The organism is Streptomyces sp. NPDC001536 (genome assembly GCF_042894505.1).
Classification (GTDB): domain Bacteria; phylum Actinomycetota; class Actinomycetes; order Streptomycetales; family Streptomycetaceae; genus Streptomyces.
On record NZ_JBIAVQ010000008.1, the window covers coordinates 1 to 23,733 of the forward strand.

Here is a 23,733-nt window from a genome sequence, read left to right on the forward strand (position 1 = left end):
TGCCGACGGGCGTGAAGTTCTTCAACTGGATCGGAACGATGTGGAAGGGCTCGCTGTCCTTCGAGACACCGATGCTCTGGGCCACCGGCTTCCTGGTCACGTTCGTCTTCGGCGGCCTGACCGGCGTGATGCTCGCTTCGCCGCCGCTCGACTTCCCGACCTCCGACACCTACTTCGTGGTCGCCCATTTCCACTACGTCATCTTCGGCACCGTCGTTTTCGCGATGTTCTCCGGCTTCCACTTCTGGTGGCCCAAGTTCACCGGCAAGATGCTCGACGAGCGCCTCGGCAAGATGACCTTCTGGACGCTGTTCATCGGCTTCCACGGCACGTTCCTGGTCCAGCACTGGCTCGGCGTGAACGGTATGCAGCGCCGGATTCCGGACTATCTCGCGGTGGAGGGCCTCACCCCGCTCAACACGTTGTCGAGCGTCTTCTCGTTCGTGCTCGGCGCGTCGCTGCTGCCCTTCTTCTACAACGTGTGGAAGGCGGCCAAGTACGGCGAGAAGATCGAGACCGACGACCCGTGGGGCTACGGCCGCTCGCTCGAGTGGGCGACCTCCTGCCCGCCCCCGCGCCACAACTTCGTGGCCCTGCCGCGGATCCGCAGCGAGTCCCCGGCGTTCGATCTGCACCACCCCGCCGAGCAGCAGAGGGAGTTGACCGCTCTGTGAGCAAGTTCCTCAGTGATGTCGAGGGCCATCTGCTGCTCGCCGCCACGCGCGAGGAGGGCCGCACGGCCGCCGAGCGCTTCACCGCGCCGCTGCACTGGCTCACAGACACCCAACGGGCCGAGGTGGAGCGGCGGTTCGAGGCGGAGTACCTCTCACTCGCCCGCGACTCCTGGCAACGCACCTCGACGCGTGCCGGGCGGCTGCGGGAGGAGTACGAGGCGAGGTACCACGAGCTGCGACGCCGACTGCTGGCCGGCTGCCTGCTGGGCTGTGCCGGGCTCGTCGCTGTCCTGGTGGTGTGGCTCCTCCCGCTGCTCCGGCCTTGACCTCCAGCGCAGTTGAGGTTCTACGGTCGGCACATGGCGATCAAGGAGTACTCGCAGGAGGAACTGGCCGCCCAGCCGATCGGGGCGTGGAGCGGTGAGGTGTACCGCCGGGTGGTGGGAGGCATCCGCGCCCAGCTGGCGGTGGAGAACCTGACGCAGCCCCACTGGTGGACGCTCAACCACGCCGCCGGTCATCCGGGACGGTGGACCCGTGCGGCGCTCGTCGAGCGGCTGACTCCCTACGACGACCAGGGCACGGACTTCGACGGCGTCTTCGACGACCTGGTCGCCCGCGGCTGGCTGACGGAGGGGCCCGACGGCATGCGGCTCACCGCGGCGGGCGAAGAGGGACGTGCCCGTGCCCGGGAGCGCAATCTGCGGGTCCACGAGCGGACGCACGACGGAATCGATCCGGCCGACTACGCGGTGACGGTCGATGTCCTGCGCCGGATGGTCGCGAACCTCGGCGGCGAGGGCGATCTCCCCGACTGAACGGCTCGCGGCCGCGGCGGAAGGGCGAGGCTGCGGTGGACACAGCCTCGCCCGCGCGGGGTGGTTCGCCTCCGCTAGTTCAGCGTCCACTTCTGGTTGGTGCCGGTGCCGCAGGACCACAGCACCAGCTGGCTGCCGTTGGCCGTCTGGTTGTTGTAGGCGTCCAGGCAGAGGCCGGAGTGGACGTTGGTGAGGGTGCCGTCCGTGTTGACGTTCCACTTCTGGTTGTTCTGGCCGTTGCAGTCCCAGATCACGACCTTGGTGCCATTGGTCGTGCCGAGGTTGTAGGCGTCGAGGCACTTGTTGCCGTACACCACGAGTTCCTTGCGGGAGGTGTACGTCCAGGCCTGGTTCTGACCGCCGTTGCAGTCCCAGAGCTGGGCCTGGATGCCGTTGGTGATGGTGTTGTCGTTGATGTCGAGGCAGCGGCTCGACTGGGTGCCGACGACCAGGTTGCCGTTGGCGCCGGGCAGCGGCCGCACCGTGATGTCGGCGAGGGTCGGGGCGCCCGTGAAGGTCAGTGTGTTCGAGGAGCCCTTGGAGAGGGCGACCTGGACGCTGATCGTGCCCTGGCTGGAGCCGGTCGGCGGGAAGGAGACCGCCGTGGTGCCCTGGCCGTTGACCTTGAGGGTGGCCTTGCGGGCGGTCGAGGTGTTGTTGGTGTAGGCGACGTCGACGGTCTTCAGGCCGGTGCTCCCGGCGACCACGCCGGAGAAGCTCGACGTGCCGGTGTAGGTGCTGCTCGCGGCCTCCGTGCCGCCCTTGACCGTGAGCATCACCGAGCCGCCCGCCGGGACGCTGGTGGTGTAACTCGTGCCGAACGAGCCGATGTTCTGCCGCGTCCACAGGTCACGGACGGTCGCGTTGGCGTTGGTCAGGCCGAGGTCGGACCAGCGGACGGTGATGTTCTGGGCGGCGGAGGTGCGGTTGAGGAGGACGACGGCGCGGTTGCCGGCGCCGGACAGGACCTTGCCGTACACCTGGAGTCCGGTGGTGTCCTCGGCGACCTCGACGCCCTGGAGGCCGCGCGGGTCCTGGTCGACGGCGATGACCTCGGGGTTCTTGAGGATGTTCGCGGTCTCGGTGGTCATGGTGGCGAGGTTGTTGCCGGCGAGGAGCGGGGCGCCGGAGACCGCCCAGAGGTTCATGTGGGTGCGGTTCTGGGCGGCGGTGAAGCCGTCCATGCCGACCATCAGCATGTCGGGGTCGTTGTAGTAGCCGGTGTGCTGGGCCGTGGGGTGCAGATTGGTGTCGTAGTTGGTCAGCAGACTGCTCATGGAGGGCTGGTTGCCCCAGTAGATGATGTCGGTGTTGGTCCGCCACATCTCGCCCTGGCCGGTGGCCCAGTTCCAGGGGTTCTGCTTGCCCCAGTTGCAGATCGACAGCGTGAGCGGGCGGCCCGTGGTGGCGGTGGCCGCGGCGACCGCGTCGCTGATCGCCTGGTACGTGCTCTTCGCGTCGAGGCCCTCGACGTCGCCGCCGCACCAGTCGACCTTGACGAAGTCGAAGCCCCACCGCGAGAACTGGAGCATGTCCTGCTCGTAGTGGCCCTCGCTGCCGGAGCCGGGCGCGGCCGGGCGGCCGGTCGGGAAGTAGTAGCCGCAGCCGTCCCTGCCGGCGTCGGTGTAGATACCGGCCTTGAGCCCCTTGCTGTGGATGTAGTCGGCGATGGCCTTCATGCCACCGGGCCACTCCGCCTCGTCGACGGTGATGTTGCCGGCACTGTCACGGGTGCCCTGCCACCAGCCTTCGTCGATGTTGATGTAGTCGTAGCCCGCCTCCGGCAGGCCGGCCGCCACGAACGCGTCGACCTGCTGCTTGATCACGTTGTAGTCGATGACGGCGGCGAAGCTGTTCCACGAGGCCCAGCCCATCGGGGCGGTGGGCACCGCTATCTGACGGCTCGTCGCCGCCTGCGCCTGGTTCGGCTGGGCGAACAGCAGAGCGGCGGTGGCTGTCAGGGCGAGGACCAGTGCGCGTACGGCTGCGGCTCTGACGCGGCCCACGAAACGCGGTGGGGGGTACATGCGGCTCCTTCGTGCGGTGAGGAACACTCACGATGTCGATATTTCGAACATGGATCGGCGAACCGAACACATCGCGCGCCGAAAGTAGAGCCCCGGGAGAGCGAAGTCAACGGATGTGACAGGCGTGAAGTCGCCGCACCCCACGGGTCGTTCGCCCGCCAGGGGCCGCCACCGCGCCATACTGACCGTCGTGCGCGTAGCGATCATGACGGCGGGATCGAGGGGCGACGTCGCCCCGTTCACCGGACTGGGGCACGGCCTGGTGCGGGCCGGACACGAGGTCACCCTGGTCACGCACGGCTCCTTCGAGCCGCTGGTGGCCGGGTCGGGGCTCGGGTTCCACGCCCTGCCGCTCGATCCCCGGGCGGAGCTGGAGTCCGCACGCGGGCGGGCGCTGCACGACAGTGCGACGGGCGCCGGAAAGCTGCTGCGGGTGGTGCGCATGGCGCGGACCCTGGCCCAGGAGATGGCGGACGACGTGCTGGCGGCCGCGCGCCGCAGCGATGTGCTGCTGCTGTCCGGTTCGCTCGCACCGCTGGGGCACACGATCGCCGAGGGCCTGTCGCTGCCCAGCATGGGCGCCTATCTCCAACCCCTCGCCCCCACACGGGAGTTCGGCCCTCCCATGCTCGGCGGCCGCTCCTGGGGAGCCGCCGGCAACCGGCTCGCCGGGCACGGCGTGGGTCTGGCCGTGGAGCAGGTCTTCGCCGCGACCGTCCCCGCGGTGCGCGGACGGCTGGGCATGCCCCGCGTCGGCGGCACTGCGGCGCTGCGGGCCCGGGAGCGGCAGGGGTGGCCGGTGCACCACGGCTTCAGCCCGCTGGTGGTGGCCCGGCCGCGCGACTGGCGGGCGGGACTGGACGTGACCGGCTACTGGTGGCCGTACGACGTGACGCCCGAACTCCCGCCCGAGCTGCGGGACTTCCTCGACGCGGGCGGGCCCCCGGTGTTCGTCGGTCTGGGCAGTGCGACCGTCCCGGAGCCCGAGCGGCTCAGCGCCGACATCGTGCGCGCGCTGCGCCGGGCCGGGCTGCGCGGGGTGATCCAGCAGGGCTGGGGCGGGCTCGCGGCCGACGGCGACGACATGCTGACCGTCGGCGAGGTCGCCCACTCGGCGCTCTTCCCGCACATGGCGGCGCTCGTCCACCACGCGGGCGCGGGCACCACCGCGGCGGGGCTGCGGGCCGGGGTGCCCGCCGTTCCGGTACCGGTCCAGTTCGACGCGGGCTTCTGGTCGGCACGGTTGGTCGCGCTGGGCGTGGCACCGCGTGCCGTACCACTGCGACGGCTCACCACGGACGCACTGGCCTCGGCGCTGACGCGGGTCACACGCGATCCGGGGTACCGGGAGCGGGCGCGGGCGCTGGGGGCGCGCATTCGCGAGGAGGACGGGGTCGGGCCGGTACTGGAGGCGGTGAACCGGCTCGCGGGGTAGGCATCCCCCGCAACCGCTTCAGCCTCCCGTCGGCTCCCACCCCACCGGCCGCAGAATCGCCAGCAGCTGCCGCACCAACTCCTCCACCACCTCGTCCAGCGTCGCGTCCACCCACCCCGCGCTCCAGTCGTGCAGCAGTCCGTTGACGGCGCCGATGAACGCCGCGGCCGGGATCCGGTAGTCCCGCGGCATCGCCTCCCCCCGCGTGACGGCCGCGTTCGCCTCGGTGCACAGCAGGTCGATCCACCCGGCGCGGCGGGCGAGGCGCTGTTCCTCCAGACGCGGGCTGACGCCGATGATCTCGACGAAGGTGATGCGGATGCGGCGGGGATCGCCGGTGACATTGGCGGCGTAGGCACGGAAGATCGCCGCCACTCGTTCGGCGAGCGGCAGCGACTCCGCGTCGGCCACCGCCGCGAGGACCGCTTCCTCGGCCCAGCCGTTGACCTGGAGGTGGAGGGCGGCGAGGACGTCCTCGAGGGTGCGGAACTCCTCGTAGAACTGCCGGGTCGACAGGCCGGCGGCCTCACTGAGCGCGGCGACCGTGGTGTTGCGGTAGCCGGGGGTGTCGCCGAACAGCTGGAGCGCGGCGTCCAGGAAACGCCCGCGCCGCAGCGCCTGCCGTTCTTCGGCGGTCTTGCCGCCGTAGCGGCCGGTCGGCGCCTTGAGCCTGCCCGCCACTGTCACCTCCGTTGATCGTCCCCCCGACTCGCCAAGTTTGTCGTGTACGCAGTCTTGTGGACAGGGCGCCCCTTCCTTACTTTTCAGTAAGTTGATTCTGAAAGCGTCTGTGTTCAGATTCACGAGCTTCGTCTTGGCATGTCCTACTCATGAACCCCACTCAGAGGAGAGAGCCGTCATGCCTGCCTTCAGACCCGGACACCTGTGCGCTCTGGCCGCCGCCGTCGCCCTGACCGTCACCGCCCCGGCGACCACCGCCACCGCCGCGGACGGCGCCGCCCTGCGCGAGGTGCTGTTCGTCGGCAACAACTGGGACGGCACCGCCGACGTCCTGAAGTCCACGGGCGATCTCGCGAAGATCGGCCGGATCAACGTCATCCCCGACAAGGACGCGCGGATGGCGGAGATCAACGCCGATCCGATCAAGTGGATCTACTTCATGGCGATCCGCAACGGCGTCGGCGAGGGCCACGACCAGTTCGTGGACGACATGTACACCACGCCGGACGGCGCGTCGGTCGTCGTCTCCCGGCCGAGCTTCGCCGACGTCGTCTCGATCAACCTGGCCACCGGGGCCATCAACTGGCGCTTCCCCGTGTCGGGTTACCGCTCGGACCACATGGCGGTCTCCCCCGACGGCAGCCGGGTGGCGGTGTCCGCCTCGACCTCGAACACCGTGCACGTGCTCGACATCGGCACCGGCAAGCAGCTCGGCAAGTTCGCCACCGGCGACAAGCCGCACGAGAACATCTTCACCAAGGACGGCAAGTACATCTACAACATGGCGATCGGCGACGTGAACACCGCCACCGACGCCCCGTGGCTGGACTGGACGAAGGGCGACCGGCGCATCACGGTCGTCGACGCCACGACGTACCAGCAGGTCAAGGTCATCGACATGCGGCCGAAGCTGGACGCGCTCGGTCTCACGGACTACTCCGACGCGGTCCGCCCGGCCGTGTTCTCCCCGGACGAGTCCAAGCTGTACTTCCAGGTGTCGTTCTTCAACGGCTTCTTCGAGTACGACCTCGCCACCGACAAGATCACCCGGACCAAGACCCTCCCCAAGAACCCGGCGACCAGCGACGACCGCACCACATACGTCAACGACTCCCGCCACCACGGCATCTCGATGAGCCCCGACGGCACCAAGCTGTGCGTCGCCGGGACCATGGACGACTACGCGACCGTCGTCAACCGCACGACCCTCCAGGAGGGCCCGCTCGTCACCGCCTCCAAGCCCTACTGGGCCACCGTCAGCGGCGACGGCAAGCTCTGCGTGGTCTCCGAGAGCGGCACCGACCAGGTCACGGCCATCGACTTCGCCACCGGCCGGAAGACGGTGTCCGTCCCGGTCGGCGACCACCCCCAGCGGGTACGGCTGGCGCACGTCCCGGCGAACTGGACGAGCCCCGCCTCCTGAACCTCAGCCGGCCAGCCGCTCCACGGCCTTGACCGCCTCACCCACCCCGTCCTCGGCGGCCAAGTGCTGTGCGGCGATCGCCGCGGCGCGGCTGTAGGCCTGCCGCCGTACGACACGGCCGAGCACGTCGGCGAGCACCTCGGCCGTGAGCGACCGGAACGGAACCGGGACGGTCGCGGCGCCCAGTGCGGCGAGCCGTCCCGCCCAGAACGGCTGGTCCGCCGTCACCGGCACGGGCACCGCGGGCACCCCGGCGCGCAGTCCGGCCGCCGCGGTGCCCGCTCCGGCGTGGTGGACCACGGCGGCGACCCGCGGGAACAGCAGCGCGTGCGGCACGTCCCCGACGGTCAGGACGTCGTCGCCGTCGGCCGCGAGCCCGGCGCTGCCGGTCTGCAGGATGCCGCGCAGCCCGGCCTGCCGCAGCGCCCCCACGGCGATCTCGCTCAGCCGCTCCCCCTGCCCGGCCGCCATGCTGCCGAACCCGATGAACACCGGCCGCGGTCCGGCCGCGAGGAAGCCCTCCAGTTCCTCGGGCAGTTGCCGCGCCGGGTCGACGTACGGCCACCAGGTGCCCACGACCTCCAGCTCCGGCCGCCAGTCGGACGGGCGGGGCACGAGGGCCGGGCTGAAGCCGTGCAGGACGGGCCATCCCGCCCTCTCCTGCCGTCGGCGCATCGCGTGGGGCGCGAGCGGGGAAAGGCCGAGGTTCCGGCGGAGTTCGGTGACCGCCGGTGTGTAGAGGCGGTCGGCCATGCGGAGCGCGAAGCGCCCGGCCGTGCGGTTGCCGAGGCGGCCCAGGGAGCGGGCTCCGGTGACCACGGACGGGAAGTCGCCGGTCGGGGCGGTGGGCACGAGGTAGGCGCCGAGCGCCGGGATGCCGGTGGCCTCGGACACGTGCCAGCCGAGGGGTGCCGTGGTCGTCGACAGCAGGAGCAGGTCCGTCTCCGGTGCCACCGCCTCGGCGAAACCCCGTCCGAGCTCGGTGATGAACTCGGCGGCGGTGCGCATCAGTTCACGCTTGGTCGCCGTGCCGCCGCCCTCCGCGCGGGCCGGGAGTCGGCGGTACTCCAGTCCGGCCTCCGCCACGAGGGGCGCGAAGGCGTCCGGTGCGGCGAGGGTCACCTCATGCCCGGCCCTCAGAAGAGCACTGCCGAGTCCCGTGTACGGCGCCACGTCGCCGCGCGATCCGGCCGCGGCGATCAGGATCCTCATCTCTCGTCCTCCGGGGAGTCGTTGCGGGCCGCGTTGGCGTGCACGGCCTTGCCCAAGTAGGCGGCGAGGCCGGGCCGTTGCTGCGACGGCGGGACGACGAGGGCGAAGGCGCGCGGGTCGGCGACGAAGTCGTCCGCGATCCGCCGGTGCATGGCGGGCGGACACGCGGTGAACCAGCGGGCGATGTGCTGCCGGTGCTCCTCGGCGAGGTCCATGGCCGCCTCGCCGTCGCTCGGCTCCCCCGCGTCGAAGGCCACGAGCAGCCGTGTCCGCCACTCGCCGGCCTCCGCCATGAGCCGCCGCCAGTCCTCCTTGGTGTGCGCGGCCGCCCGTGCCATCGACGCGCGCTGCCCCTCCGAGTCGGCCCACTTCAGCTGCCGTTCGGTGGCATAGCTGAGGTCGAAGCCGATCTCGCCGAAGACCTCGAAGCGTTCCTCGGGCGTCAGCCGCACCCCGGTCTGCTGGACCTCGATGGCCCGCTCGGCGACCTCGGAGAGCCGTTGGAGCCGGGCGATCTCCTCGCTCAACTCCCGTTGCCGGGCCCTGAGATGGTCCAGGACATTGGCTTGCGGATCCGCGAGGATGGCGGCGATCTCGTCGAGGGAGAAGCCCAGTTCGCGGTAGAAGAGGATCTGCTGGAGCCGGGCCAGGTCCGTCTCGTCGTAGAGGCGGTACCCGGCCCGGCTGCGGGTGCCGGGCGTGAGCAGGCCGGTCCGGTCGTAGTGATGGAGCGTGCGCACCGTCACTCCGGCCCAGGACGCGACCTGCCGCACGGAGTAGCTCATTCACCTGCCCTTTCGTCGGGGTCCAGCCTCAACCCTGACGTAAGGAGAGGGTCAAGCTCGGTCAGCTGAACTTCGACGCCGTCCAGGCCGCCAGTTCGGACCTGGCGGCGCTGAGCAGGGCTGCGGAGGGGGAGGTGGCCCCGTTGGTGACCAGTGCGTAGTGCAGGGTGCCGCTGTCGGTGTCGGTGAGCAGGAGGCGGCGGCTTCCGGTGCCGCCCGGTTCGGCGGTCGTGCCGATCGGGGTGGTCGAGGTGTACGCCGGCGGGGCGTACGCCGTGCCGAGGTCGGAGACCACGGTGGTGGAGGCGTTCGGGAAGGACGCCGGGAGGTGCAGTTCGGTCGGTGCCGAGCCGCTGTTCGAGCGCCACACCAGCAGGGAGTACTGGCCGGAGCCGACCAGCGAGGACACGTTCGGCAGACTGCTGGGGACCGGGTTCCAGGTCAGGGTCGTGGAGCCGTCGCGGGAGCGGTCCTCGTAGGTGAAGGCGAGGGTGCTGCCCGAGGTGGCGCTCGGGTAGATCCGGTCGAGGAGCCGGGCGTCCTGCCGCAGCACCGCCGTACCGGAGTCGTCGAGGCGTACGGCGGACAGGTCCTCGTCGTTCCAGGCGTCGCCGGTGGTGAGCACCTTGTCGGGGTTGCCGTTCATGAGCTCGTGGTGGCGGCCGTTGTAGATGTCCCACTGCCACTGCGAGCCGGACAGGACCGGGCCGGAAGTGGCGGGCGCGGTCCACCAGTTGGCGCCCTTCACCCGGGAGTCCAGGGCCTGGTACATCGCCTTGAGGACGGTCGGCGCCTTGCCGGCGGTGGAGCCGTTCAGGGGATGGCCGAACTCGCTGACGATGGCCGTGGTGCCGAGCGCCGAGGCCCGGTCGCGGACCGTGCCGAAGTCGGTCGTGTACTGGCCGTCCGAGGCGTTGCCCCACATGAGGATGCCGGAGATGGCCTTCTGGTCGTAGAAGTGGGTGTTGAAGACGTACCGGGAGCCGATGGTTCCCACGTCGAGGAGGCCGCCCTCCTCCTTGCTGACGTTGCCGTTCCAGAAGAGGTTCGGCTCGACGAGGGCGGGCTTGTCGGTCCAGCCGGCCGCGTCCATCCGGGCCCGGAACTTCACGTAGAAGGGCCACAGCAGGTCGCGTTCCCAGGTGCGGCTGGCCTGGCCGGAGTCGTAGGTGCCGGCGTAGGGCTCGTTGTAGGGGTCGAAGCCGAGGACGCCCGTGAACTGCTCGGCGGACAGGTTCTGCTTGATGTACGCCATGGTCTTCTGGGCCGTGGTGAGGAAGGAGTCCTGAAGGCCGTAGGCGTTGTGCCAGAAGTCGTACTGGGCGGCCTTCACCGCGCCGTTCTGGGTGATGTTCTGGCCCCAGAGGAAGCAGATCCCGCAGGATTCGTCCGGATAGTTGCCGAGGTCCACCGCCCATTTCGGGGCGCCGTCGCCGGTGTACCAGCTGTCCGGGTCGAAGAGGTGGCGGGAGTAGAGGTCCTGGTGGAAGTCGGGGTAGACGCGGATGCCCGCGTCCAGGAAGGCGCCCATCTGTGCGGTGGCGGCGGCCAGGTAGGCCGTGTCCACCTGGCCGCGCACCGGCTCGGCGTACGCCCAGGAGAGCAGGAAGCGGACGGAGTTGCCGCCGCCGAGGGCTCTCAGCGCGGTCGCCGACTTCCTGGCGTCGGCCACGGAGGCGAAGGGGAGTCCGTGGTTCTCGTCGAGCTTGGTCTCGCCGGAGACGTTGTAACCACGAAGGACCACCTCGCGGCCTTGGCCGTCGACGAAGCGGCCGTTCGACACGGTGAGCGCCGTGCCGTCGAACCAGAGGGAGTTGGGGACGGCGGCGGTGGCGGGCCCGGCACCCGCCACCGTCAGGGATCCGAAGAGGACAACCAGAACAGCCAGCAAACGCAACCGGATATTCGGCATGTCCACTACAGTCGGGTGATTTCCGGACACCGTCAACACTTCTGACTCATGAGTAAGTCTCAGGTTTTCTTCACACGTTCTTTCTCAGCCACCTCAACCGCCCACTCGGCGCGTCACGTTCAACAGGTACTCCTTGCGGTTCAGCGGGTTGTGGTCGGTGCGCGGACGGCTCGGCACGTCACCGCGCACGACCGGCGCGTAGTGGTCGAACCCGCTCTCCAACTCGCCCTCGCCGCGCGTGAGTCCGGGCAGCCGCTGCTCCAGCCCGTGCACCCGGGCCGCCGGTACCGCGCCCTCCAGAACGCACAGGTCACCACGGGTCTCCGTGGTCTGCGGCACGGCGCCCGAAGCGGCCAGCACCGGGAGCAACGCGCCCAGAGTGTCCGCCGGGGCCTCGATCCGGAAGCGGTGCATCGGCTCGTACACCTGGCTCCCGGCCCTGCGCAGCGCCTCGATCAGGACGAGCGGTGTGAGGCCGCGGAAGTCGGCTCCGGTGCTGGACATGCTCTTGTCGAAGCCCTGGTGGGCGTGGCTCTGTCGGGGCCAGTAGCCGGAGTGGGTCATGGTGACCGTGCAGTCGGTGACCTGCCAGCCGTTGAGGCCCTGGCCGAGGGTCTCGCGGACGGTGTCCTCGACGGCCTTGAAGAAGGCGTACGGCATGGCGCCCAGCTCCACCTCCAGCCGGAAGGCGACTCCCGACCCGGCCGGAGCGGGGTCGACACGCAGGCCGACGGTGGCGAGGAACGGGTTGGCGTCCTTCTTGATGAACTCGGCGGCCGCCCCTGTCCCGGCCGGCCTTTCGATGCACAGCGGAGTCGTCTCGCGGAAATCGACGGTGAGCCCGAACTCCTCCGCCAGAGTGGCTTGAATGACCTCCTTCTGGACCTCCCCGTACAGGGAGACGGAGGTCTCCTGGCGTACCTCGTCGTGGCGCAGCCCGATCAGCGGGTCCTGTTCGGCGAGTCGGCCGAGCGCGAGGTGCAGGGCCCTGCGGTCCGTGTCCGGGCCCGGCACGACCACGGTCTCCAGGGTCGGCGGGGCGAAGAAGTGGCCGTGTGTCTTGCGGGGTTCGCCGATCGCGTCGCCGATCCGCACCTCGGCGAGACCCCAGAGCCGGGCGATCCGCCCCGCCGGGACCGCGTCCTCGCGGATGTCCGTGCCGTGGTCGAAGACGCTGACCGCGGTGATCCGGCCCTCGGCCTGTGACTCACCGAAGTGGACGTGGTCACGGGTGCGCAGGGTGCCGGAGAACATCCGCGCGTAGGCGACCTTCTCCCCCGCCGGACCCCGCTCGACCTTGAAGACGGTCCCGGAGACCGGACCGTCGGGGTCACCGTCGGCGCGGGGCAGCAACTCCTTGATCCCGGCGATGAGTTCGGGCACGCCCGCACCGGTGACCGCGGAGCCGAAGAACACCGGGTGCGCGAGGCCCTGCCGGGTCCGGGCGACGAGGGCCGCGCGCACCCGGTCCTGGGTGAGCGTCCCCTCCACATAGGCCGCGAGCAGCTCGTCGTCGTGGTCGGCGAGGACATCGACGGGAACACGGTCGGGAACGAACGCGGCCTCACGGGTGCCGAGCCCGACGGCCCGCCCCATCGGGACGACCGCGGGCGTGAGCCGCTCGGAGAGCGCGCGCAGGACACCGTCGTACCGCGCCCCGCGGCGGTCGATCTTGTTGACGAAGATCAGCGTGGGGATCCCCAGCCGCTGGAGGGTGCGCATCAGGACGCGGGTCTGCGCCTGGACGCCCTCGACGGCCGAGACCACCAGCACGGCGCCGTCGAGAACACCGAGCACCCGCTCCACCTCGGCGATGAAGTCCGGGTGGCCGGGGGTGTCGATGAGGTTGACGGTGACGTCGTCGACCGCGAACGAGACGACGGCGGACTTGATGGTGATGCCGCGCTGCCGCTCCAGCGCGAGGGAATCGGTCTGTGTGCTGCCGGCGTCGACGCTGCCGATCTCGTCGATGACTCCGACGGAATGCAGCAGCCGCTCGGTGAGGCTGGTCTTACCGGCGTCTACGTGGGCGAGAATCCCGAGGTTGAGCAAGTGCACGAAGCGTCATGTCCTTTGAAGAGGGGGTCATTCCTTCTCGGGTGGACATGCGTGCTCCTCGCATTACTGCGCTCCTCGGTTGATCGCCTGTCGGTCCCTCGCAGTGCAGCAGACCCGTACGCCGGACGCCAACGAATTAACGGTCAACAAAGCCGCGTCCCAGCCCTCGCCCCCTCCCCCGACCGGTCCTAGAGTGACGCGCATCACGTCCGGTGTTTCCTGGGAGGGCACATGACCCGTATCTCGGTGAAGGTGGACGGCACGAACTACCAGGACGAGGTCGAACCCCGTCTGCTGCTGATCCACTACCTGCGTGACCGCCTCGGCCTGACCGGGACCCCGATCGGCTGCGACACCTCCAACTGCGGGGCCTGCACGGTCGACCTGGACGGCGCGAGCGTCAAGAGCTGCTCGGTCCTGGCCGTCCAGGCGGACGGGAGCGAAGTGACCACCGTCCAGGGGCTGGCGTCCAACGGGGAGTGGACCGGGCTCCAGCGGGCCTTCCACGAGCGGCACGCGCTCCAGTGCGGCTACTGCACTCCGGGCATGCTCATGGCGGCGCGGGATCTGCTGCGGGACAACCCGCACCCCACGTCGGACGAGGTCCGCCACGCCCTGGAGGGCAACCTGTGCCGCTGCACGGGCTACCAGAACATCGTGCGCGCGGTGCTCGACGTCTCCGAGGACGCCGACGCCCACGCCTCCGACCAGGAGGTGCGGACATGAGCGAGACCGTCGAACGCGAGGTCGGCCGCTCCCGCCCCCGCAAGGAGGACGCCCGGCTGCTCACCGGGCAGACCAACTGGACCGACAACATCACCGTGGGCGGACTGCTCCATCTGGCGATCCTGCGCAGCCCCATGGCACACGCCCGCATCGACCGTGTCGACGTGGCCCCCGCTCTCGAACGCCCGGGCGTCGTCGCGGCGTTCAGCGGCAGTGACCTCGCGGAGGGGATGGGCTCCCTGCCCTGTGCCTGGCCGGTGACCGAGGACATCGTGCTGCCCGACCACCCGCCGATCGCCGTCGACGAGGTGCGCTACGCCGGCGACCCGGTGGCGGTCGTCGTGGCCCGCGACCGGTACGCGGCCGCCGACGCCCTCGAAGCCATCGAGGTCGACTACACGCCCCTGCCGCCGGTACTGGACCTGGAGGCGGCCCTCACCGAGGACTCTCCCCTGGTCCACTCGGACAAGGGCACCAACCGCAGCTACCTGTGGCCGCTGAGGACCGGCGAGGACTTCGACGCCGTACGCGAACGCGCCGAGGTCACCCTCAAGCGCCGCTACGTCCACCAGCGGCTCATCCCCAACGCCATGGAACCGCGCGGAGTCGTCGTCACCCCGCTCGCCGCCTCCGGCGAGTACACCCTCTACTCCTCCACCCAGATCCCGCACATCCTGCGGATCATGCTGGCCGTGGTGACCGGGGTCCCCGAGCACAAGCTGCGGGTGATCGCCCCGGACGTGGGCGGCGGCTTCGGCTCCAAGCTCCAGGTGTACGGCGAGGAGGCCATCGCCCTCACGGTCGCCCGCCGCCTCGGCCGCCCGGTCAAGTGGACCGAGTCCCGCTCCGAGGGCTATCTGGCCACCCACCACGGCCGCGGCATGATCCAGGACATCGAGATCGCCGCGAACCGCGACGGCACACTGCTGGGCCTCAAGGCCGACCTGCTGGTCGACATGGGCGCCTACCTGATGCTCGTCACGCCGGGCATCCCGATCCTGGGCGCGTTCATGTATCCGGGGATCTACAAGATGGGCTCCTACGAGCTCAATGTCACCGGCGTCTTCACCACCCGGACCCCGACCGACGCCTACCGCGGCGCCGGGCGCCCGGAGGCGACGTACGCCATCGAGCGGATCATGGACGAGCTGGCCGTCGAACTCGGCCTGGATCCGGTGGAGTTGCGGCGCAGGAACTGGATCGGGCACGAGGAGTTCCCGTACACCACGATCGCAGGGCTCACCTACGACAGCGGCAACTACGAGGCCGCGACCGAGAAGGCACTCGCGCTCTTCGACTACGACAAGCTCCGCGCCGAGCAGGCGGACCGCAACCGCCGGGGAGACTCCGTACGCCTCGGCATCGGCGTCTCGACGTACACCGAGATGTGCGGGCTCGCGCCGAGCCGGGTGCTGCGGGACCTGCGGTACGCGGCCGGCGGCTGGGAGGCGGCGAGCATCCGGGTGCTGCCCACCGGCAAGGTCGAGGTGGTCACCGGGACCAGTCCGCACGGACAGGGCCATGTGACCTGCTGGAGCCAGATCGCCGCCGACGTCCTGGGCGTGCCGTTCGAGGACGTCCAGGTGGTGCACGGCGACACCAGGGCGGCCCCGCAGGGCATGGACACCTACGGCTCGCGCTCCCTCGTGGTGGGCGGCACCGCCATCCACCACGCGGCACGGAAGGTGGTGGACAAGGCCCGCAAGGTAGCCGCCCATCTACTCGAAGCCAGCGAGCAGGACCTGGAGTTCACCGACGGCGTCTTCTCCGTCAAAGGCTCCCCCGACGCCCGCAAGACCCTCCAGGAGCTCGCCTTCGAGACGTTCTCCGCACACGACCTGCCCGACGGCATGGAACCCACCATCAACGCCGGACACGTCACCGACCCGGACGACTTCTCCTACCCGCACGGCACCCACCTGTGCGCGGTCGAGGTGGACACCGAGACGGGGCGGACCCACATCCGGTCCTACGTCTGCGTCGACGACGTCGGCAAGGTCATCAACCCGATGATCGTCGAGGGGCAGGTGCACGGCGGCCTCGCACAGGGCATCGCGCAGGCGCTGTACGAGGAGGCGGTCTACGACGACCAGGGCAACCTCGTCTCCGGCACGATGGCCGACTACCTCGTCCCGTCCGCGCCGGACCTGCCCGACTTCGTGACGGACCGCACGGAGACGCCGTCGACCACAAACCCCCTGGGCGTCAAAGGCGTTGGGGAAGCAGGCACGATCGCGTCGACGCCCGCCGTCGTCAACGCCGTCGTGGACGCGCTGCGCCCGCTGGGCGTGACGGAGGTACGGATGCCCTGCACCCCCGAACGGGTGTGGCGAGCCATCGAGGAGGCCTCGGCATGATCCCCCCGGCATTCGACTACGCCCGTCCCGCCGACGTCGACGAGGCGGTCCGCACCCTCGCCGAGGCCGGCGAGGACGCCAAGGTACTGGCCGGCGGGCAGAGCCTGCTCCCGTTGCTCAGGCTTCGCCTCGCCTTCCCCGAACTGGTCGTGGACGTCGCCCGCATCCCCGAGCTGCACGGGGTGCGGGAGGACGGCGACGCCCTCGTCATCGGCGCGATGACCACCCACCACGAGGTGCTCCGCGATCCGCTGGTCCGCCGCCACGCGGGCCTGCTCGCCGCCGCCACGGCGACCGTCGCGGATCCCGCCGTACGGCACCGGGGCACCCTCGGCGGCTCGCTCGCGCACGCCGATCCGGCGGCCGACCTGCCCGCGGTGGTGCTGGCGCTGGACGGCGAGCTGGTGGTCCAGGGGCCGCGCGGACGGCGCACGATCCCGGCCCGGCAGTTCTTCGTCGACTATCTGCAATCCGCCCTGGAATCCGACGAGTTGCTCGTCGAGGTGCGGGTGCCCAAGACGGACGGCTGGGGCTTCCACTACGAGAAGTTCCACCAGGTCGCCCAGGCCTGGCCGATCGTCGGGGTGGCCGCGCTGGTGCGCCGGGACAACGGACGGATCGCCGAGGCACGCGTCGGTCTGGCCAACATGGGCACGACCCCGCTGCGCGCCACGGCCGCCGAGGAGGCCCTGACCGGTGCCGGCGACGCGGAGGCCGTGGCGCGGGCCACGGAGGCGGCGGCGGTCGGGACCCAGCCGGCGCAGGACCTGTCCGGCTCGCCGGAGTACCGGGCGCATCTGGCCCGCGTGCTCACCAAGCGGGCGGTGCTGACCGCCGCCGGAATGGGGTGAGGGGCGATCACGGAGCTCGACGGCCCGGAACAGGTGCGGGCCCGCCTGGAGGAGACGGGGTACCTCGTCGACCACGGGCTGGCCGTCGCCTGCTTCCTGGCCCTGCGGCTGGCCCGGCCGATCTTCTGCGAGGGCGACGCGGGCGTCGGCAAGACCGCGCTCGCGTCCGCCCTCGCCGAGGCCCTCGACGCCCCGCTGATCCGGCTCCAGTGCCACGAGGGCATCGAGGCCTCGCAGGCCCTGTACGACTGGGACTTCCCACGCCAGCTGCTGCATCTGCGCGCCGCCGAGGCGGCCGGGGTCACCGACGCCGACCGGCTGGAGAGCGAGCTGTACGACCGGCGCTTCCTGATCGCCCGGCCGCTGCTGCGCGCGCTGGAGACCCAGCCGTCGGTCCTGCTGGTCGACGAGATCGACCGCGCGGACGACGAGTTCGAGGCGTTTCTGCTGGAGCTGCTCTCGGAGTACTCGGTGACGATTCCGGAGCTGGGGACGCTGCGGGCCTCGTCGCCGCCGGTGGTCGTGCTGACCTCCAATCGCACCCGTGAGGTGCATGACGCGCTGAAGCGGCGGTGCTTGTACCACTGGTTCGACCATCCCGGGTTCGCCCGCGAACTCGCCATCGTGCGGCGGCGGTTGCCCAAGGTGTCGGCGCGGCTGGCGGAGCAGGTGACCGCACTCGTGCAGGCCTTGCGCTCGGAGGATCTCGTGAAGCCGCCTGGGGTGGCCGAGACGATCGACTGGGCCGAGGCGCTGGATGCGTTGGGTGCGAGTGAGGTGGACGCGGAGTTGGCGGTGGTGACGCTGGGGGCGGTGCTGAAGTATCGGGAGGATGCGGAGCGGGCGCGGGGGCTGGATTTCGGGGCGGTGCTGGGTGCTTCTCTGGAAGTGCAGTGATGGGTCGTCAGTCGTCCGCGGCATCGTCGTGGCTGGTCGCGCAGTTCCCCGCGCCCCTTGAGGGCGACGCCGTGCTGCTCGGATTTGCCCGTGCCCTGCGTGCGGCTGGCGTCGAAGCGAGCGCTGACCGACTGCATGCTTTTCTGCGGGCGGTGGACGAGTTGGGGCCTGCACTGCGGGCGGACGTGTACTGGGCGGGGCGGCTGACGCTGTGCGGGGACCGGGACGATCTGGAGCGCTATGAGCGGGTGTTCGCCGCCTACTTCGGGACCGCTGAACGGGCAGGCCGCGTGACGTCCGTACCTCCACCGTCCCGGCTGCGGCTGGTCGTACGGGACGCCTCTGAGCCTCGTACGGCATCTGCGGGCGACGCCGAAGGACCGCCCACCGCCTCTCTCGCCAGCCCCGCCGAGGTACTCCGCCACCGTGACATCGCCGAGCTGGCCGGCGCCGATCGCGATCAACTGCGGCGCCTGCTCGCCGCGTTCGCGCTGCGCGGCGCGTCCCGGCGCAGTGCGCGGCGGCGGCCGGCCCGGCGCGGGGAGGTCGATCCTCGCCGGACGGTACGGGAGCTGCTGCGCCGGGGCGGGGAGCCCGGGCGGCTGCGCCGGCACGCGCGGACCGAGCGGCCCCGGCGGGTCGTGCTGCTGGTGGACGTGAGCGGCTCCATGGCGCCGTACGCCGACGCGCTGCTGCGGTTCGCGCACGCGGCGGCCCGTGGTCCACGCACGGAGGTGTTCACGATCGGCACCCGGCTGACCCGGGTGACCCGCGAGCTGGCCCACCGCGATCCCGACCTGGCGATGGCGGCGGTCGCGGCGGCCGTGCCCGACTGGCGCGGGGGTACCCGGCTGGGTGTGCTGCTGCGTGAGTTCCTGAACCGCTGGGGGCAGCGCGGGATGGCGCGCGGCGCGGTCGTGGTGGTGCTGTCGGACGGCTGGGAGCGTGGCGATCCGGAGGTGCTGGCGGCGCAGATGCGACGCTTGCGGCGGCTGGCGCACCGGGTGATCTGGGCCAATCCGCGCAGGGCACGCCCCGGGTACGCGCCCCTGGCGGCCGGGATGGCGGCGGCGCTGCCGAGCGTGGATGCGTTCGTCGACGGGCACAGCCTGGCCGCGCTGGAGAGCCTGGCGGCGGTCGTGAGAGGAGCCGATCGTGCGTGAGATTCTCCCGGCGCTGAGCGCCTGGTACGCGGCGGGAGTGCCGTTCGGGCTGGCGACCGTCGTCGCCGTGAGCCGCAGCGCGCCGCGCGACCCCGGTGCGGCGATGGCCGTGGGGCCCGCGGACGAGGTCGTCGGCAGTGTGTCCGGCGGCTGTGTGGAGGGGGCGGTGTTCGAGCTGGCGCAGGAGGTGGTGGCGAGCGGCGAGGCGCGGTTGCAGACCTTCGGGTACAGCGACGAGGACGCGTTCGCGGTGGGTCTGACCTGCGGCGGCGAGATCACCCTGCTGGTACGGCCCGTCTCCCCGGCCACCGACCCGGTCTTCGGCGAGGTCGCCGGGTCGGTGGCGGCGGGGCGCCCGGTGACCGTGGCGACGGTGACCGACGGACCCGCACCGCGCGGGGCGACGCTCGCCGTGTGGCCGGACCGGGTCGCGGGGAGCCTCGGCGCCGACGGTCTGGACGTGGCGGTCACCGCCGACGCCCGCGGCGAACTCGCCCTGGGGGCAACCGGGTTGCGTCACTACGGCCCGCACGGCGAGCGCCGCGAGGACGCGGTCACCGTCTTCCTGCACTCCTTCGCGCCTCCGCCGCGCATGCTGGTCTTCGGCGCGATCGACTACGCCGCCGCGGTCGCCCGTATCGGTGACTTCCTCGGCTACCGGGTCACCGTGTGCGACGCCCGCCCGGTCTTCGCCACCCCCAAACGCTTCCCGCGGGGCGTGGACGTGGTCGTGGAGTGGCCCCACCGCTATCTCCAAGGCACGGACACCGACGAGCGCACGGTGATCTGCGTCCTCACCCACGACCCCAAGTTCGACGTCCCGCTCCTGGAGGAGGCGCTGCGCCGGCCCGCGGCGTACATCGGGGCGATGGGCAGCCGCCGTACGCACGACGACCGGATGAAGCGGTTGATCGAGGCCGGACTCACGGACCGTGAACTGGCCCGGCTGCGCTCCCCGGTCGGGCTCGACCTCGGCGCTCGCACGCCGGAGGAGGTGGCCGTGTCCGTCGCCGCCGAGATCGTCGCGCTGAGGTGGGGCGGCACGGGAACCCCGCTGACCGCCACCGCAGGAGCCATCCACCCCCATTGACGGAGGAAGCCATGGAACTGCACCACGAGTTCACCGTGCCCGTCCCGGTCGACGACGCCTGGCGGGCGCTCCTGGACATCGAGCGCGTCGCGCCGTGCATGCCGGGGGCGACCGTGGAGGACTACGACGGCAAGACGGTGAACGGCTCGGTGAAGGTCAAGGTCGGCCCGATCACCGTGACGTACAAGGGCACCGCCGTCTTCGAGGAACAGGACGAGGACGCCCACCGCGTCGTCCTCATCGCGAGCGGCCGCGAGACCCGCGGCCAGGGCACCGTCCGCGCCAACGTCACCGGCACGCTCACCGAACAGGACGGCGGCACGGCCGTGTCGGTGCGCACCGACCTGACGGTCACCGGGCGTCCGGCGCAGTTCGGCCGCGGGGTGATGGCCGAGGTGGGCGACCGCATCATCGGCCAGTTCGCGCAGAACCTCGCCGAGCAGCTGGGCGACAAGCCGCAGGAGACATCGCCGCCGGTGGACGAACCGCTGGACCTGTTCCGTACGGCCGGGGTACCCGTCGCCAAGCGGGCGGCGGCCGCGGTGGCCGTGGTCGTCGCGCTGGTGGTGGTGCTACGGCGGTGGCGGCGCCGCTAGCCCCGCCGGCGCCGGCGTGATCCGCCGGGTCGGCGACGGCCAGTGGCGGCCGCGGGGTCGGCCGGGGCAGCCGCACCGGCAGGTCGTCGCCGAGTCGGAAGGTCGCGTTGTCCATGCCGGACTGCTGAACCGGGGTGAGGGGGAGGTCGGCCCATTGCGGGAACTGGGTGGTGAGCAGACGGCGTACGAGCGTCGTGTCGATCAGCGCGCCGTCCATCTCAGCGGGGCGACGCCTCCGGCGTCCAACGAATCGGGGGGTTGGGAGCCGCGCCGACGGGTAGCCGCGGCACAACGGAAGAGGGCGCACTCCCTCTTGGGCACCTCTGGCGGAAGGAGGTCCGTGACAGCGCACACTCGCAGCGCCCGGGCCGCTTCCGCGAACACGGAGCGGCCCGGATCTTGTCTCCTCAGGCCGTCCGCGGCGGCAGCCGGTGCAGGAGGACGTCCGTGAGACGGCCGTCGTCGACGGTCGCTGTCATGTAGGTGCAGTACGGCTGACGGCGGCGGTCCGTCGGGGAACCCGGGTTGAGCAGGCGCAGGCCGGTGGCGGCGGTGGTGTCCCAGGGGATGTGGCTGTGCCCGAAGACGAGCACGTCGAGGTCGGGGTAGCGCGCGGCGCAGCGTGCCTCGCGGCCCTGGGCCGGGCCGGTCTCGTGGACCACTCCCCAGCGCAGTCCGCCGAGTTCGGCGTAGGCGACCTCGGGCAGCCGGGCGCGCAGTCCCGGTCCGTCGTTGTTGCCGTACACACCGATCAGACGGCGGCTGAGGCGCTCCAGCAGATCGAGGGTGGCGGTGTCGACCCAGTCCCCGGCGTGCAACACCACGTCGGCGCGCGGCAGTTCGGCGAGCAGGGGGGCCGGCAGCGCCTTCGCGCGCTTCGGGAGATGCGTGTCGGACATGAGGAGCAGGCGCACGCGGTCAGACTATCGGCGGAGATCGTCAACGTTCACCTGATCGGTATGCGATCTAGGCGGTGGCCGGAGCGAGAACCGCGGTGTCGTCGGGTTAGCATCTGGCCACAAGCACCGCACCATGACAGAAACGACAAGCGACCCAAGGGGGACCGAGCCTCATGCCGGTCAAGGTCAGCGTCGTCGTCCCCGTGTACAACCCCGGGGTTTACATCGAGGACTGCATCGCGTCTCTGAAGAGGCAGTCACTGCCTCCCGACGAGTACGAAGTGGTCTTCGTCGACGACGGTTCCACCGACGGAACACCAGCCCGGCTCGATGAGCTCGCTGCCGAGGATTCCCGCGTCCGAGTCATCCACCAGGAGAACTCCGGATGGTCGGGCAAGCCTCGCAATGTGGGGATCGAGGCGTCCCGGGGCGAGTACGTCATGTTCGTCGACAACGACGACTACCTCGGCGACGAAGCCCTCGAGCGGATGTACGACTACGGCGTGGCCAACGGCGCCGACGTGATCGTGGGGAAGATGGCCGGCAAGGGACGTCCCGTCCCCGTCGAGCTGTTCCGCCGCAACCACCCGCGCGCGTCCGTCGAGAACGCGCCGCTCATCGACAGCCTCACCCCGCACAAGATGTTCCGCCGGGCCTTCCTCGACGACATCGGACTGCGCTTCCCCGAGGGCCGGCGGCGCCTCGAGGACCATGTCTTCATCGCCGAGGCGTATCTGCGCGCGGACAACGTCTCCGTGCTCAGCGACTACGTCTGCTACTACCACGTGCGCCGCGACGACGCCTCCAACGCCGGTTTCCAGCAGTTCGAACCGGCGGGGTACTTCAAGAACCTGCGCGAGGCCCTCGACGTCGTCGAGACGTACACCAAGCCGGGAGACCTGCGGGACCGTCTCTTCCGCCGCTGGCTGCGCAACGAGATGGTCGAGCGGATGCGTGGCAAGCGGCTGCTGGCGATGCCCGAGGAGTACCGCCGCAGTCTGTTCACGGAGATCCACGCCACCGTCGTGGAGCGCTTCGGCCCCGGCGTGGCGGCCGGGCTCCCGCCCACGCAACGGGTCGTGGCCGAGCTGATCGCCGCGGACCGCTACGCCGATGTCGTCGCCTTCGCCGAGTGGGAGGCCGGTATCGCGCTCAGGGCGGTCCCGGAGGGTGTCGAGTGGCAGGACGGCTCGCTGCGGGTCGCTCTGCGCACCGAGTTCACCTCGGGCGGCGAGCCGATGCTGTTCCCCGCCGAGGGCGTCAAGGCGACGGGCGGTCCGCCGCTGGACGCCGCCGAGGCGATCGCGTGGGTGTCCGCCGACTCCGTGGCGCGTTTCGACACGACGACCGGCGATCTGTTGCTGCGCGAGCGCGCCAGCGCCGCCCAGCACTTCCAGCCGGTGCAGGTCACCCGGGAGACGGTGCCGGAGGGCGACGGCGACCGGGTGCGGCTGGTGCTGCGGGTGACGGCCACCGTCGACCCGGCCACCGCGGCGGGCGGTGCGCCCCCGGCCGGCGGACTGTGGGACGCCTTCGTCCGCGTCCGTCTCGGCGGCTGGACCAAGGAGTGCCGGCTCGGCCCGGCCCCGGCACACGACCGGCCCACGCCGCAGGCCGCCGTCGGGGGCGGCCGTACGGTCCTGCCGTACTGGACCCACCCCCACGGCAACCTGGCCCTCGCCGTGGACCGCGCTCCGGAACGGCTCGGCCTGGACCGTGCCACGCCCGGGAGCGTCACCGTCTCGGACGAACGCATCCAGGTGGCGCTGCCGCTGCATGTGTCCGGTGAGCGCAAGGTCGTGCTGCGGCTCGGCTCCGGGAGCATCGTGGACGTGCCCGGCACTCTCTCCCCCGCCGCGGACGGCGCGGGATCGGTGCTGGAGGCCGAGCTGCCCCTCGCCGAACTCAGGGCCTCCACCTGGCGGGTCGCGCTGAGTCCCGTCCCGGAGGCGGCCGAACCGCGTTTCCTCGTGCTGCCGTTCGCCCTGCGCGTCCGCGGCGAGACGGTCCGCGCGGTGCGCGCGCCCAACCCGGGTGGACTGGAGCGGCTGGCCCGTCGGGTGCGCCGCAAGCTCGGCAGGGTGGTGCGCGGTGCGCGGTCCCGGATCAAGAACGGCAGGAGGTAGCGG

Annotated in this window: 20 protein-coding genes; 13 read left to right on the forward strand and 7 right to left on the reverse strand. The window is 71.1% G+C overall.

The annotated features are described in order from the left end of the window. The 3 genes from ACFY0U_RS21960 to ACFY0U_RS21970 form a co-directional block, all read left to right on the forward strand. A partial coding sequence (locus ACFY0U_RS21960) for a cbb3-type cytochrome c oxidase subunit I (RefSeq protein WP_388638292.1) occupies positions 1-674 on the forward strand: 674 nt, incomplete at its 5' end. Next, positions 671-1,000, forward strand: coding sequence for a hypothetical protein (locus tag ACFY0U_RS21965; RefSeq protein WP_388638294.1), 330 nt, complete (start codon positions 671-673; stop codon positions 998-1,000). The genes ACFY0U_RS21960 and ACFY0U_RS21965, both read left to right, overlap by 4 nt. A gap of 33 nt (positions 1,001-1,033) precedes the next feature. Beyond that, positions 1,034-1,492: a MarR family transcriptional regulator gene (locus ACFY0U_RS21970; protein ID WP_388638296.1), complete on the forward strand. Its 459-nt coding sequence runs from the start codon at positions 1,034-1,036 to the stop codon at positions 1,490-1,492. A gap of 74 nt (positions 1,493-1,566) precedes the next feature. Here ACFY0U_RS21970 and ACFY0U_RS21975 read toward each other — a convergent pair whose 3' ends face one another. Continuing rightward, the gene (locus ACFY0U_RS21975) at positions 1,567-3,519 is read right to left on the reverse strand and encodes a ricin-type beta-trefoil lectin domain protein (RefSeq protein ID WP_388638298.1); all 1,953 of its coding nucleotides are present in this window, start codon (positions 3,517-3,519) and stop codon (positions 1,567-1,569) included. A 205-nt stretch (positions 3,520-3,724) separates the two neighbouring features. On the opposite strand from ACFY0U_RS21975, the gene ACFY0U_RS21980 reads away from it, so the two are divergent. Further along, the gene (locus ACFY0U_RS21980) at positions 3,725-4,954 is read left to right on the forward strand and encodes a glycosyltransferase (RefSeq protein ID WP_388638972.1); all 1,230 of its coding nucleotides are present in this window, start codon (positions 3,725-3,727) and stop codon (positions 4,952-4,954) included. Between the two features lie 18 nt (positions 4,955-4,972). Here the strand turns inward: ACFY0U_RS21980 and ACFY0U_RS21985 are convergent, their stop codons facing one another. Then, positions 4,973-5,635, reverse strand: coding sequence for a TetR/AcrR family transcriptional regulator (locus tag ACFY0U_RS21985; protein WP_388638299.1), 663 nt, complete (start codon positions 5,633-5,635; stop codon positions 4,973-4,975). A gap of 178 nt (positions 5,636-5,813) precedes the next feature. On the opposite strand from ACFY0U_RS21985, the gene ACFY0U_RS21990 reads away from it, so the two are divergent. Continuing rightward, complete coding sequence (locus ACFY0U_RS21990; protein WP_388638301.1) at positions 5,814-7,058, forward strand: YncE family protein; 1,245 nt, start codon at positions 5,814-5,816, stop codon at positions 7,056-7,058. 3 nt (positions 7,059-7,061) lie between these two features. On the opposite strand, the gene ACFY0U_RS21995 is transcribed toward ACFY0U_RS21990, so the two are convergent. The 4 genes from ACFY0U_RS21995 to ACFY0U_RS22010 form a co-directional block, all read right to left on the reverse strand. Beyond that, the gene (locus ACFY0U_RS21995; protein ID WP_388638303.1) at positions 7,062-8,270 is read right to left on the reverse strand and encodes a glycosyltransferase; all 1,209 of its coding nucleotides are present in this window, start codon (positions 8,268-8,270) and stop codon (positions 7,062-7,064) included. Beyond that, the gene (locus ACFY0U_RS22000; protein WP_388638305.1) at positions 8,267-9,055 is read right to left on the reverse strand and encodes a MerR family transcriptional regulator; all 789 of its coding nucleotides are present in this window, start codon (positions 9,053-9,055) and stop codon (positions 8,267-8,269) included. The genes ACFY0U_RS21995 and ACFY0U_RS22000 overlap by 4 nt, the downstream gene beginning before the upstream one ends. A 61-nt stretch (positions 9,056-9,116) precedes the next feature. Continuing rightward, positions 9,117-10,967, reverse strand: coding sequence for an endoglycosylceramidase (locus ACFY0U_RS22005; protein WP_388638307.1), 1,851 nt, complete (start codon positions 10,965-10,967; stop codon positions 9,117-9,119). Between the two features lie 93 nt (positions 10,968-11,060). Further along, the gene (locus ACFY0U_RS22010; RefSeq protein ID WP_388638309.1) at positions 11,061-13,025 is read right to left on the reverse strand and encodes a GTP-binding protein; all 1,965 of its coding nucleotides are present in this window, start codon (positions 13,023-13,025) and stop codon (positions 11,061-11,063) included. 231 nt (positions 13,026-13,256) lie between these two features. Here ACFY0U_RS22010 and ACFY0U_RS22015 point away from each other — a divergent pair, with 231 nt between their 5' ends. From ACFY0U_RS22015 to ACFY0U_RS22045, 7 genes are read left to right on the forward strand one after another with little or no spacing between them, the layout of a single operon-like run. Continuing rightward, positions 13,257-13,751 carry a (2Fe-2S)-binding protein gene (locus tag ACFY0U_RS22015; protein WP_388638311.1) on the forward strand — a complete coding sequence of 165 codons (495 nt, stop codon included), beginning with the start codon at positions 13,257-13,259 and terminating at the stop codon, positions 13,749-13,751. Next, positions 13,748-16,108, forward strand: a complete 2,361-nt coding sequence (locus tag ACFY0U_RS22020) for a xanthine dehydrogenase family protein molybdopterin-binding subunit (protein WP_388638312.1) — start codon at positions 13,748-13,750, stop codon at positions 16,106-16,108. Before ACFY0U_RS22015 ends, ACFY0U_RS22020 begins: the two co-directional genes overlap by 4 nt. Further along, positions 16,105-16,959 (forward strand): FAD binding domain-containing protein, encoded by an 855-nt coding sequence (locus tag ACFY0U_RS22025; RefSeq protein WP_388638314.1) that lies wholly within the window; start codon positions 16,105-16,107, stop codon positions 16,957-16,959. Before ACFY0U_RS22020 ends, ACFY0U_RS22025 begins: the two co-directional genes overlap by 4 nt. Positions 16,960-16,965: 6 nt before the next feature. Beyond that, positions 16,966-17,856 (forward strand): AAA family ATPase, encoded by an 891-nt coding sequence (locus ACFY0U_RS22030; protein WP_388638973.1) that lies wholly within the window; start codon positions 16,966-16,968, stop codon positions 17,854-17,856. Beyond that, a complete protein-coding gene (locus tag ACFY0U_RS22035; RefSeq protein ID WP_388638316.1) occupies positions 17,856-19,019 on the forward strand; it encodes a VWA domain-containing protein in 1,164 nt (387 codons plus the stop codon). The genes ACFY0U_RS22030 and ACFY0U_RS22035 overlap by 1 nt, the downstream gene beginning before the upstream one ends. Beyond that, positions 19,012-20,109 (forward strand): XdhC family protein, encoded by a 1,098-nt coding sequence (locus tag ACFY0U_RS22040; protein WP_388638318.1) that lies wholly within the window; start codon positions 19,012-19,014, stop codon positions 20,107-20,109. Before ACFY0U_RS22035 ends, ACFY0U_RS22040 begins: the two co-directional genes overlap by 8 nt. A gap of 11 nt (positions 20,110-20,120) precedes the next feature. Then, positions 20,121-20,705, forward strand: coding sequence for an SRPBCC family protein (locus tag ACFY0U_RS22045; RefSeq protein WP_388638320.1), 585 nt, complete (start codon positions 20,121-20,123; stop codon positions 20,703-20,705). Between the two features lie 407 nt (positions 20,706-21,112). Here the strand turns inward: ACFY0U_RS22045 and ACFY0U_RS22050 are convergent, their stop codons facing one another. Beyond that, positions 21,113-21,619, reverse strand: coding sequence for a metallophosphoesterase family protein (locus ACFY0U_RS22050; RefSeq protein ID WP_388638322.1), 507 nt, complete (start codon positions 21,617-21,619; stop codon positions 21,113-21,115). A 158-nt stretch (positions 21,620-21,777) separates the two neighbouring features. Here ACFY0U_RS22050 and ACFY0U_RS22055 point away from each other — a divergent pair, with 158 nt between their 5' ends. Further along, positions 21,778-23,730 (forward strand): glycosyltransferase family 2 protein, encoded by a 1,953-nt coding sequence (locus tag ACFY0U_RS22055; protein ID WP_388638324.1) that lies wholly within the window; start codon positions 21,778-21,780, stop codon positions 23,728-23,730. The last annotated feature ends 3 nt before the right edge of the window (positions 23,731-23,733 follow it).